Annotated in this window: 11 protein-coding genes; all 11 read right to left on the bottom strand. The window is 39.3% G+C overall.

Annotated features, from left to right (window positions below; all coding sequences use genetic code 11):
* Window positions 1-66: 66 nt before the first annotated feature.
* A complete protein-coding gene (locus tag QKW49_RS23600) occupies window positions 67-3141 on the bottom strand; it encodes an efflux RND transporter permease subunit (RefSeq protein WP_282865080.1) in 3075 nt (1024 codons plus the stop codon).
* A gap of 11 nt (window positions 3142-3152) precedes the next feature.
* Entirely contained in the window at window positions 3153-4385 is a 1233-nt protein-coding gene (locus QKW49_RS23595) for an efflux RND transporter periplasmic adaptor subunit (RefSeq protein ID WP_282865079.1), read from the bottom strand.
* Between the two features lie 76 nt (window positions 4386-4461).
* Window positions 4462-5064 carry a TetR/AcrR family transcriptional regulator gene (locus QKW49_RS23590; RefSeq protein ID WP_282865078.1) on the bottom strand — a complete coding sequence of 201 codons (603 nt, stop codon included), beginning with the start codon at window positions 5062-5064 and terminating at the stop codon, window positions 4462-4464.
* A 161-nt stretch (window positions 5065-5225) separates the two neighbouring features.
* Window positions 5226-5372: a FeoB-associated Cys-rich membrane protein gene (locus QKW49_RS23585; RefSeq protein WP_282865077.1), complete on the bottom strand. Its 147-nt coding sequence runs from the start codon at window positions 5370-5372 to the stop codon at window positions 5226-5228.
* A 12-nt stretch (window positions 5373-5384) separates the two neighbouring features.
* Window positions 5385-7343, bottom strand: coding sequence for a ferrous iron transport protein B (feoB, locus tag QKW49_RS23580; protein ID WP_282865076.1), 1959 nt, complete (start codon window positions 7341-7343; stop codon window positions 5385-5387).
* 97 nt (window positions 7344-7440) lie between these two features.
* Window positions 7441-7650 carry a FeoA family protein gene (locus QKW49_RS23575; RefSeq protein WP_282868228.1) on the bottom strand — a complete coding sequence of 70 codons (210 nt, stop codon included), beginning with the start codon at window positions 7648-7650 and terminating at the stop codon, window positions 7441-7443.
* Window positions 7651-7916: 266 nt separating this feature from the next.
* A complete protein-coding gene (gene modD, locus QKW49_RS23570; protein WP_282868227.1) occupies window positions 7917-8762 on the bottom strand; it encodes a ModD protein in 846 nt (281 codons plus the stop codon).
* Window positions 8763-8828: 66 nt separating this feature from the next.
* Window positions 8829-9566: a DUF364 domain-containing protein gene (locus tag QKW49_RS23565; RefSeq protein WP_282865075.1), complete on the bottom strand. Its 738-nt coding sequence runs from the start codon at window positions 9564-9566 to the stop codon at window positions 8829-8831.
* A 44-nt stretch (window positions 9567-9610) separates the two neighbouring features.
* On the bottom strand, window positions 9611-10705 hold the full coding sequence (locus QKW49_RS23560) for an ATP-binding cassette domain-containing protein (RefSeq protein ID WP_282865074.1): 1095 nt from the start codon (window positions 10703-10705) through the stop codon (window positions 9611-9613).
* Window positions 10702-11517, bottom strand: a complete 816-nt coding sequence (locus QKW49_RS23555; RefSeq protein WP_282868226.1) for an ABC transporter permease — start codon at window positions 11515-11517, stop codon at window positions 10702-10704. The genes QKW49_RS23560 and QKW49_RS23555 overlap by 4 nt, the downstream gene beginning before the upstream one ends.
* The gene (gene modA, locus QKW49_RS23550; RefSeq protein ID WP_282865073.1) at window positions 11498-12295 is read right to left on the bottom strand and encodes a molybdate ABC transporter substrate-binding protein; all 798 of its coding nucleotides are present in this window, start codon (window positions 12293-12295) and stop codon (window positions 11498-11500) included. Before modA ends, QKW49_RS23555 begins: the two co-directional genes overlap by 20 nt.
* Window positions 12296-12876: the final 581 nt, after the last annotated feature.

Below are 12876 nucleotides of genomic sequence, written 5' to 3'. Positions count from 1 at the left end.
CCTCTTAGCTAAAAATTAAGTATAATCTCTACTATTTTAGATGGTAATTGTTAGAAAAGTTCATTTTTATGTTATGGAAATGTAAAAAATATGTCTAATTTTCTGTTTCACATTATCAACCGACACATATATAACCGGTATCACAATCATTGTGAGCATTGTGGACAGCACAAGGCCATTCATTAATGCAACAGCCATCGGACTGAACAATTCACTGTTTGAAAAAGCCAGCGGTGCAAGTCCCATCAGTGTGGTGACGGTGGTAAGCATAATGGGTCTGAAGCGCATGCTCACCGCATTGATGCATGCCTCCTCGTTAGAAACTCCTTCTTTTTCGGCTTCTTTAATATAATCGATTAATAGAATCGCATTATTGACCACAATACCCATTAGGCTGACAACACCTAAAAGCGCGGTAAAAGATAATGGCTTTCCGAAAACCAACAATCCAATCATTGAACCGATTAGGGATAAAGGCACGGTAGCCAGAATAATCATCGGTTCGATGAATGATTTGAATTCAATCAGCAAAATGATGAAAAGAAAAAATAGTATGAATATACCCAATACACCTAAATTAGAGAAGTTTTGTCCTATATTTTCCCTTTCACCTTCAAAAACCAATTTGACACCTTCCAAATTTACTACTGCCAATTTTTCATTTTCTATGATATTCTCAACATCTACCGCACTGTAACCGGGTTTAACATCGCAAGTAACCACGATGCTCCTTTCTTTTTTATACCGCTTTATATTATCAATCTCAGGCTTTAATTTAATATCGGCCATTTGTTTCAAAAGCGCTTTTTTACCTGTAATGCTTGATTTTATCGCAAGGTTTTCCAATTCATGTACATTGACAATATCGCTTTTAACATAAATATCATATTCCTTGCCTGATTTTCTGTAGACTGTTGCTTTATTGCCAAGTAAAGCTGTCTGTATCTCCTTTTGTATATCTACGTTCAACATTCCCAATATAGCTGCCTTGTTCCGGTCAACCTCTACAGCATATTTATAAGTGCTTTCACTTGCATTGCTATTGACGTTGATGGTTCCCGGAATATTACTCAGCATATTTTCAAACTGCTCCGAGACCTCTTTTAATCGGTTAAGATCCTCACCATATAACCTAATTCCCACCGACGCATTCTCAGGATCTGTCAATTCCATCATTTTAACAGTAGAGGACGCTCCGACGATCTGCGAATTCAGCTTTTCTTGCAAATAAACCGCAAGTTCGTTTTTTGTTTTAAACCGATCGGTTTTTGATAAATCGGACTTTAGAATCGCCCTTGTGCGGTTGTCTTGGTCATGTAAAATATCCATCGTTAGATAAAACTTAGGCATGGAAGTTCCTACTCCTGCTGTTATGCTTAATACTTCGGGTTCTTCCAGCATTAACCGGCTTATCCGATCGGCAATTTCTTCGGTACGCTTCAGATCCCCCACCTTTTCGACATATGTATCTATATACATCACATCCTTGTCTGCTTTAGGAAAAAAAGCCACCTTCAACTGAGGAATAATTACACCAATAGTAAATACTAATAAAATCACAACGGCTCCGATGGTTGCCATCCTTTTTTTCAGCGCCAACTTTAGCAAATGCATAAAACCTTCTTTTATTTTGGTTAAGTGCGCTTTCCTTCCCGGCTGTTTCTCTTTTCTTTTCTTTATCATTGAAAGCAGCGCCGGAACGGCAAATATGGCGGAGATAAATGAAGCGGTCAGCGCATATATCACTGTCTTAGGCATGCTGGATATGAATTGTCCTACATCACCGGGTATGAACAATAAAGGAAAAAATGCCGCTACCGTTGTCAGTGTAGATGTAAAAACCGGTGCCGCTACAGCGCTTGTTGCATTGACCGCTGCGTCCGTTTCACTTTCACCTGCCGCAATCCTGACTTCTATTGCATCATTTACAACAACCGCATTATCCACCAGCATCCCTAATGCGATGATCAGCCCTGTGAGTGACATGCTTTCAATTCTTACACCAGTCGTATTCATCAATATAAAAGTGATGGCTATGGTAAGGGGTATACTTAGCGAAATAACCAGCGCATTTCTTAAACCCATACCTAAAAATATAACGGCGATGACCAAAACCATACCCATAATTAAATTTGATATAAAATTCCTCGTACTTTTTTCAACATCATCGGGCTGAAAGGTAACTTCGTTTAAATTCAAATCCGGGGGCAGATTCATTTTAGCGTCTTCGAGCGCTCTTCTGACTTTTTTGCCGATAGGTATGATATTTTTCCCGTCTTTAAAATATCCGGCAATCACTACGGCATTTTTTTCTCCCTGTTTGCATTTTTTTACATCATCCTCAAGCTCCATATCCACCGCAGCAATATCCTTTAACCTGACCAGTGCACCTGTTTGTCCCGATACGTCTACGATCACATCCCTGATATCGTCAACGGATTGGTACAATGCTTCGGTAGTTACATATGTTTTTCCTTTCTCATTCTCTAAAGCCCCATTGGGCATCTCCAGATTTTGTGAATACAGCATTTGACTTACTTCACTCAGTGAAAGTCCGAATTGATTCAATTGACCGGTATCCACTTTTACGGTAACCTGCTTATCTACCTCACCTACTAATTCTGTTTTATAAATCCCATCTACTTCGCCAATCACATCTTTGATGTCTTCAGCGTAGAAAGACAGCTGCTCATAGGTATAATTGTCACCGGATAAACTGATCAGCACCCCTGCTACTTCTGCCAAGTCCGTATTTATTTCCGGCTCATAGCAATCATCGGGCAGCTCATCCTTTATTTCGTCCATCTTATCTTTCAATTCACGGTTTGCCTTATCAATGTCCGCATCATCACGATAGGCTACCACCACAACGGATACATTTTTTCCCGATTCGGATGATACATAATCATATTCCGATATTTCCGAAACGGCATCCTCTATTTTTTTGGTTACCAACTGCTCGACATCTTCAGGAGAAGCCCCAGGATAAATAGTGGTTATGACAGCGGCTGTAATTTTTATATGCGGATTTTCCTGCTTTGGAATCACTGAATAACTATATATTCCAAATGCTGTGATAACGAATGAAATAAACAGCACTATCATTCTTCCTCTGACCACCGCGTTTAAGATGCTTTTCATTGTTTCACCCCCTATTGTCCTATCGAATTGGCATGGCTGCCATTTGCAGAAACCTCATATCCGTCCTTAATACTTTTTATTCCTTCTGTTATCAGCATCTCTCCTTCACTTAGCCCTTGGGCACACACCTTTTCCTCAATCATGCCGTTTAGTTTCACATTCTTTCTCTTAGCTCTGCTATTCTCTATAACATAGACATAATCTTCACCATCATTCAAGATATATTGAATAGGTACCCATATCCCTGTTTGCCGCCCTGCATTCATCACCACTTTTATAACTGTCCCAATATTCACTCCTGCGGTATTATCAAAGGAGATCTCTGCCGTATACGTTCTGGTTTCATCATCCGGCACTTTATGAATGGTCGTAATTTTACCCTTCATTTCTTTACCGTCAACATCTATTTTTACTTCATCCCCTATCATCACTTTTGAAACATCTTCTTCAATCAGGCCGACTTTTCCTATATATTCGCTATTTCCTACAACGACCACCGGAGAGCCGGCGGCGGCTATTTCATTTTCTTTACTGATTACACTGAGTACATAACCGTCACTATCTGCTGTAATCAGCGCATCCTGCATTAACTTTTCATTAGCTTCAAAATTCGCCTTAGCTGTTTCAACCTGTTTCAGCAGTGCTTCTATTTCTTCTCGTCTCGCACCGTTTTTTGCCAATTCCAGCGTTTTTTCCGCTTGTTCTAAACTATACTTTGCCTGCTCCATTTGCAGTTGGCATTCTTCCAGGCTTTGCTGAGAAACTGCTCCATTTTGATATAATTCTTTTATTTTCTTATATTGATCTTGTAGGAAATTATAGCTGGACTGTGCTTTATGTACATTCAACTCCGCCAATCGAATCTCTTCTTCTCTGGCACCATTCACTGCTTTTTCATACTGTGCTTTTGCAGCTTCCATCTGCGTTTTTGCGGCATCAACAGTGAATTTCAAATCTTGCTGTTCAAGCAAAACCAGCTTATCACCTTTTTTAACGCTCTGACCTTCTTTTACAAATACTTCTGCAATCCTGCCCGCTGTTTTGAAAGCATATCTTTTGACCTCTTTTGACTCAACTGTGCCGGTATAATGCAGCATGACCGGATAAGATCCCTCCTTAAGCTCCATTACAGCCACCGGCTTCACTATTTTCACGCTGTCCGTCTCGGTACCGCTTCTCGTGCATCCTGCCAAAACACAAAATAAAATATGTATCAGCATCCATAATAACCAGACCCTCTTCATAAAATATCCATCCTTTCTTTGTATAAAATGACCGCTTGTCAATAACTACCGACCGGTCGTTATTAAATTAAAAAAATTAACTGAAATCATCAGTAAAAAATTGTGAATACCCTCTAATATAATATTTTATAAACAAATTTATATTCTTTCTAATCCATGCATCACTTTTATCGTGCCGGATAATTTCCAATAGGCCTTCTATCAAACTGGTAGCAATGTAATGTACAAAAAAGTAGTCATTATCTTCGACTAAGATATCAAATTTTTTAAACTCCGAAATATAATGTTCTTGCAAACGAAGAATAAACGCCTGCTTGGTACCTTCAAACTTGGTTCCCTGTGAGCAGTCCACAATTAACATCATTTCTTTTTTATATTTTGTTAATAGCGAAATCAACTTTTCAGATGCCAAAGCTACGAATCTTTCTACATCAAAATTATCATCGGAACCATGGTTGAATAGGTCCTCAAGAACGCTTTCAATTTTATCATATGCATACTCGGTTAAGACATAAAAAATATCCTCTTTAGATGGAAAATAATTATACAAATTGCTTTTACTTATTCCTGCTTTTTTCGCGATCATGTTCATGGAAGCCATTTCAAATCCCTTTTCCAGAAACAATTCCTTCGCGGCATTTAGAATACTGAACCTTATCTCTTCTTTCAATACTTGCATTAACGACCACCTTTCCTTTATTCACCATTATATGTATAGATCTTCTGATTGTCAATATAGGAGTTTTTATAAATATATATAAAGTTTTACAAATCACAAAATAGCAGAGTCGTGACAACTCTGCTATCTTATCTGCATATTAAAAAGCATAAGGGGGCTTTTTACTTACCACAATTTTTCTTAGTTTGTTCGGAACAACCGCCTGAACAACCTGGACAAGAATTGTTTTTCATGCTTTTGATTGACTTATATGCACCAAAACCTATAAGTGCGAAAAAGATTGTACCAACAATGATAGTCGGCAACATATATATCACTCCTTAGTGAACCAGTGCTGGAGTCTGAATTCTTTTACGGTCAGCACCTTTTATTAAATAAACGATTAAACCTGTAAATAGTATACTAACAATAATTGCAGGAACAAAACCTACTGCCAACTCACCATAGACTATCATTGTACCGATTTGAGTAATAAGCATGGCCAGTAAATAACCAACACTCAATTGGAACAAGACAGCTCTACCCAACCACTTACGACTATCAAGTTCAGAGTTCATTGCACCGATTGCTGCAAAACATGGCGGTGTAAACAAGTTAAACACTAAATATGCATATGCTGTAACCGGATTAAACAATTCTGTCAATACGCCGCCGGGCATATGTAATGCATCTTCCGAAGCGGCCAATAATATGATTGCAAAAGTCGCTACAACATTTTCCTTTGCGATAAATCCGGTTAGTGCGGCGGCTGCTAATTGCCATCCTACAAATCCTAACGGAATTAAAAGCGGTGCTATAACACCCCCGATAGAAGCCAAGATACTAAGCCCGGCATCTTCCACAGCCTCTAGTCTCCAACTGTATGTTTGCATAAACCATATCAACGTATTCATTACGAGAATAATGGTTGACGCTTTTATAATAAACGCTTTTGCCTGTTTGATCATTTGTTTAAAAGCATGCACCAAACTTGGAATTTTATATTCCGGTAATTCCATAATAAATGTAGATGTATTTTCCCAAACGAATATTTTCTTAAGAATCAATCCTCCAATTGCAATCATGACAAAAGCTAAAATATACATACTGGGTGCTACCCAAGAGGCATCGGGAAAAAATACAGCCGAGAAAAGTGCGATTATCGGCAACTTGGCACCACAGGGCACAAATGGCGTTAACATTGTCGTCATACGCTTTTCATTGATATCTTCAATGGTTCTTGTGGCCATAACACCCGGAATTGAACATCCGGAACCCACAATCATAGGAATGATTGATTTGCCCGATAAACCGATTTTCTTAAAATAACGGTCCATTACCACGGCCACTCTAGCCATATAACCACTATCTTCCAGTAAACCAAGACAGAAAAACAACACCATAATCAGCGGCAAAAATCCAATTACTGCACCCACACCGCCGATAGCACCATCCACAATAAGCGCTTGCAATAACGGATGAACACCAATACCTTCCAAAAAGCCGTTGGATGCATCCGGTATCATCTCTCCAAACAGTGTATCATTAAAGTAACCGGATAAGAATCCGCCCAAACCTTCGATAGAAAAAGCATACACAAGCCACATAACCACAGCAAATATCGGTAATCCTAAAAAGCCGTTTGCTACAATTCTATCGATTCTATCACTCACTGTTACTTTGCTTGCATCACGTTTTTTCTCAAGGTGCTTACTCACAACTTCTTTTACAAATTGTTGTCTGGCCTTGTCCTCTCCTTCTGTTCCTTTTCCACTAAATTGAGGAACTGCTTGTGCTTTTTTTGCACCGACTGAATCTGCTGCGGCGTGCATCAACTCTTTTAAACCTTCACCATCGTTAGCAACCGTTTCAACCACTGGGCATTGAAGGGTTTTCGCCAGCCCCTCTACATCAATTTTATTACCATAACGACGAACCACATCTTGCTTGTTTAAAGCAATCACTACCGGGATACCTAATTCCAATAGCTGCGACGTAAAGTACAGGCTCCTTTCCAAACTGCTTGCATCTACGATATTAATAATTACATCCGGATTTTCTCCTAATACGAAATTTCGTGTAATAGCTTCTTCACTTGTGTACGGCGCAATTGAATAAGCACCCGGCAAGTCTACTACTCTAGCATTTGCAATTATTTTTCTAAACTTGCGTTGCAGGTCGGCTTCTTTCTTTTCAACCGTTACGCCCGGCCAGTTCCCTACGTACTCCGTTTTACCTGTTATTGCATTAAACAATGTGGTTTTCCCTGAGTTAGGATTCCCCGCTAATGCGATCTTCATAATCAATCCTCCTATATTATAATATTATAAATAACATAATAATGATACTCATTCTCAATTGCAGTGTCTTAAAAAAGCGGGGCCCCCGCTTAATGTACTAAACCAACTCTATGGAATTTGCCATCTTTTTATCAATAGCATATCGACTATCTTTGACACTTATAATGTAATTACCTGCTAATATAGAAATCAGCGTAATTTCTTCCCCTTCACTGCATCCTAATGAAAAAAGGAACTTACAAATTTTATCGCTTCCTGATACAGCCTTTATTCGCCCTGTATGACCCACTTTTGCTTTTGAAAGCATCACAATCATCTTCCTTTCTTAATAAATACAACCTATATATCTCTGACATACGTCCTATGCAAAATACATTGGCAATATGCTGTATTTGATAACAATTATCATTCTCATAAATATTATATACGGAAAATTTTTCATTGTCAAGAGAATATTGATTTTCACTTAATGGAAATTAAGATTGATGGGCCACCAGAGACGGTTTTCACTGTTGATAGCCGTCAAAGCCTTACAGTGAAAAACCGTCCCTCCTGCTCAATGGTAATAATATTTTAACATTTTTCTATTATCACCTTAATATCTGAAGGCTTTCCAAAATATACTGAAGTGGTAGCAATCGCATCGACACCGGTAATTGCATATTCGTCCGCATTGCTTTCGTTCACGCCACCGGCTGCAATCAAAGTAATCCTCGGATTAATACTGCGTATTTCCTTAACCATATTTTTTAATTGTGCTGCCGGCACTTTATCAAACTGTAGGCCGTCTATATCTAGCCCGGCCATCATCATCGCTTCAGTATCATTTTCAACCTCTACGATAATTTTCTTCTCGCATGCATTCATCTTGATCTGTTTTATCATTTGCGGAAGCTGCTCAAGCCCACCGAGAAAATTCACATGTTGTTTGAAAATAAGGATTGTCTCAGACAATCCCAGCCGGTGAGGAAAAGCGCCTCCGGCGATGATGGACTTGATGGCAAGCTCTTTTGTACCGGGAAAGGATTTTCTGGTTGAGACGATAGATATGTCAGGATTAGCTGATTTTGCTTTATCTACCAATCTTCTTGTCCGGGTCGCAATACCACAGCAGTACTCCAGAATGTTTAAAGAAACTTTCCATGCCATATGAAGGTTGGAACACAATCCTTCCCCTCTTATAAATGTTTCCCCGCTTCGAACCCGGGTGCCTGACGGTAAAAATCCCGCTTTACCTATTCCCAACTTATTAAAAATTTTTATTACTTCTTCCACCCCCGACAATACGGTATCTTCTCTCGCCGTAAAACATATCTGCCCATTTTCATTTCCAATTCCCAATACAAGGGTTGTCAAATCGATATAAGGCACATCTTCTTTTATAAACCTTTCAATGGTTTCATCGCTAATATACATTATAAAACACACCTTCTTAAATGAAATTTAATATACTTAAACACTAAAGGTTTTAATAGTCATTGATGCTCAAGATGATTGCGGACAAAACCGGGTTAATCCCAATAAAGCAGCGGCTCCCGCAAGCGTTGTTCCAAAGTAGATAACAGACTTTTTAATTTTAAGGAAATCAATAATTGACCCATTGCACACCGTACTTCCTGTCACCAAAAATATGTCCGCCCACGCTTCAACTTCATCCATCTTACACATTCCGTTCTCGATCATAATGCCGTATTTTTCTTTGCCGATGTTATCCTCATCAAGATCAAATACTCTCAACGGAAATTGACCTGATAATACCTCAGCCATCGCCGGCTGCAGACCGAACAAAGCAATTTTAGGCTTGCCATATTCTTTTTCAATCATTTCTGCCAGTTCCAAGCTGCATTTCTTTGGTTCGTCATCTTTGCAATGAATAGTATGGTCGGCAATTTCCAATTCTCTCAAGACCGCATTCATTCCCGAAATGAAGACCGCCCTGTCAAAATTCGTTTCCAGCGGCATGGTGGTCAATTCTTTCAATTTACCACTATAGGTATTTGGCATATCTGTAAAAGCCTGCCCGCGGGAACATCCAAAGCAAGCCTGTATCAGTTTCTCTTTCCCTTTCTGAATGGGAAAATCCTTTCTGCCCGGATTCCCAATGGCTTCCTGGGTCGTAAGCACCGAGCAGGTAACACCTATGCTTCTTTCATCCAGCTCATTTTTGCTCACTAATTCTTTAAAAACTTTCTGCAGTTCTACTAAACAACCATTTTGTTCCATATTTTTCCCTCACTTTTCTCACTAAGATTTCTACTTTTCAAATGTTAGGGGTTTTCTATCAGATGGGTATTTCGGATATCTACCGATAATGTTACCTTTGATCCTATGTCCAAAGCAAGTCTTTGCCATTCATTTCTTGACAAGGCTGCATGCCAGCATCCCCTTCCGTTACAAATCAGCTCAACATGGGTGCTATTGATCATTACTTTCTCTACATACGCGTTCCAAGCATTCGGCTTTTTCAAAAGCGAATCATTGTTTGGAGATACTTCCAGTTGTCCTGCATGAATCATCAAGTAAACTTCTTTTTGATTGCTGTCAGTAATCTTTTTCTCAGGAAGTGGTCCCACAATCCATTCATTCTCTATGTTTTTGAACCAACGCGTACCACTAATGTTTTCAATTCTTCCCTTGATAACATTTTCACTTTTGAGAAAACCGGCTACAAAAAGGGAATGAGGCTGATGAAATACATTCATAGGTTCTCCTTGCTGCACTATTTTCCCCTTATTCATCACAATCATCTTCGTCCCTAACTGTAAAGCTTCATTAAAGTCATGAGTGACATGGATCATATCCAAGCCTTCCGATTGATGCACTTCGTGCAGCAATTCCCTCATAGCATGGCGTGTTTGGGGATCCAAAGCGGATAAAGGCTCATCCAGCAAAAGAACCGGAGGGCTGACCAAGATCGCTCTCGCTAGTGAAACCCGCTGTTTTTCCCCTCCGCTCAACGCCCGCGGAAACCTTTCAAGCAAATGAGAAATCCCCATCGCTTCCGCCAGTCTATCCATGCGCTGCAATATCTTTTCCTCTTTGTGCCGTTTCCTTGCTCTGGCCCCAAACAAAATGTTCTCCCTTACACTTAAAAAAGGATAGAGCAAGCTGTCCTGATAAGCAAACCCAAATGCCCTTACCTCAGGAGTCCAGTTAGTGATATCATGATTGTCCAGCAGCATCTGACCTGCAACCGGTTTGCGCAGACCTGCCAGTGTTTCCAGCAGCATTGTTTTTCCACAACCGGTGGGTCCTAATATAATTAAATACTCCCCTTTGTCCAATGAAAAAGAAACATCCTGCAGTTCAAACCTTCCGGCTCGAACGCGCAGGTCTGTTACTTCAAAGTAAGGTTTCTTCATACCCGCACCTCATTTCGAAGAACCATTTTTAAAACAATGAGCAACATCAGCGCTATGAATAACATCACGATGGCTGTTGAAATAGCAAATTTAATATCACCAATGGACATATTCAGAAAAACCGCCACTGAAAGCGTTTCGGTCTTCATCCTGGTAATTCCCGCCAGCATGGCCGTTGCTCCGAATTCCCCCAATGCCCGTGTCCAAGCCATCATGATTCCGCTGATAAGACCGTTTTTAGCCAAAGGCAGGGTCACTCTAAAAAAAACCCTGAATGGAGAAAAACCTAAAGTACGGGCTACTTTTTCCATACGTTGATCAATAGCAGTAAACGCCTGCTTAAAGGTTTTTATGGCATAGGGAGTGGCGATAAACCATTGGGCAACAATCACTCCCAACGGCGTAAATACAATGTTTATTCCCGCCCGGGCCAGGTGTTCCCCCAAAAAAGGTCCAAAGAAAATCAGTAATGCAATCCCGCTGATGAGTGGAGGAAGCACAATAGGCATGTCCAGTATAGTATCCAAGAAAATGCTGCCGGGAAGTTTATACCGGGATAGAATATAACCGCACGGCAAGGCGAAGATTGTCGCAAGGATTGTAGCCAATATCGAAGTCCACAGCGTAAACTTCAATGCAAAGTGGAATTCGGGTTGCTTGAGAATATCAAAAAGGGTATGAAAATCACTATAAGTTAACAAACCGATGATTAATAACAGGAGAAACAGAATTATAAAAGCAAATACTATCCATAACAAACCAAAAAATATGTTATTCCCCGACTGCTTTAGATTATTTTGTTTTGAATCCATATTTCTCAAATGCTACGGGACCGTTCTCCTGTACATACTTCATAAAGTCGGCAGCCAATTCTTTATCCGCTGAATACACTAGAGAAGCTATCGGGATTTGTTCCACTTCATTCACTTTCGGATCAATTTCAATGACTTCTATTTTTTCTTTATCTTTAAACGTATTGCTGTATTCGACGATTCCGGCATTCCCCTGCCCCATAGTGATTGCAGCCAATACCTTGGGAGGTGTCTCCAAATTGGCAATGATATTCTTTTCTATTTCAGCAGTTTTGCCTGTTTTATTGAAAATCTTGTATGCTGTTTTCCCTATGGCTGTAGCATCTTTATCCGGAATTACCAATTTAACACCTTCTTTGGAAAGATCGTCAAGAGAAGACACCTGAGCCGGATTATCTTTCGGAGTAATAATGACAGGCGTGTGATACGCAATCGGCCCCACAACCTGATCGATATGTCCTTTCTGTTTAGCCTGTTCCACAAAAGGCATTCCTCCCGGCATATAGATATCGCCTTTTTTCATGGTTTCCAGCTGATTCATCAGCATCCCGGAATTATTAAAGGTAAGTTCCACTTTTACTCCGGTTTTTTCCTCATACGACGCAGCTAGGTCACTGACCGGGTTTTTAAGATTGGCTCCGACATAAGCAAATAAAGTCTTAGGTTCTTCCTGTTGCTGTTCCTGCACTACTTCACTGCTGCATCCTCCAAGAAATAACAAACTCACAAATAGGGGTACCATCAGCATTAAAATGCTTGATTTGATTTTGTTATACATTTCTTTATCCTCCTTAGTTTTTGATTATAAATTATATTTTTTCTACCAATCCTTGTCATCAGAACCGTTTAATACAGCTTTTCTTCAGTTTGCTGACGGAACACAAGCCTTGACAGTGTTTCCCTTATCATTCCAAAGTTCGTAACATCTATCTCCTTCAACTATAACGCAAAAAACCCCAGAAATACTGACAACCCGGCAACAACCGTATAGTTATCTCATCCTAGAGATTCGTTTATTGAGTTTAAATATTTTAGAATTGTTAATTATCAAGAAGAACATCCCCCTCTAAAAAAAACTTTCCAACATATTTTTCTTTTTTCTCTATAACCTCACATACTTAAATAACAAAATGATAAAACCAACACATTCATAATAAAGAATGCTATAAACTCATCATTGCGATTATATTATGTATTCTACCCAATATATAACTCTACATATCAGGTCATTACACAATTAATTTCATCGTTATATTCTTTTATGTTATGTTTTATCATTTTTTATTATATATTGTTTAGAATAAAATGTCAATAATATATGTATTATTAGAATTATGGGATTTAATAGATAAAAATCAA

Origin of the sequence: Petroclostridium sp. X23, assembly GCF_030013905.1 — a bacterium.
Taxonomy (GTDB): domain Bacteria; phylum Bacillota; class Clostridia; order SK-Y3; family SK-Y3; genus X23.
This window is presented reverse-complemented; position numbering and strand designations above follow the sequence as displayed.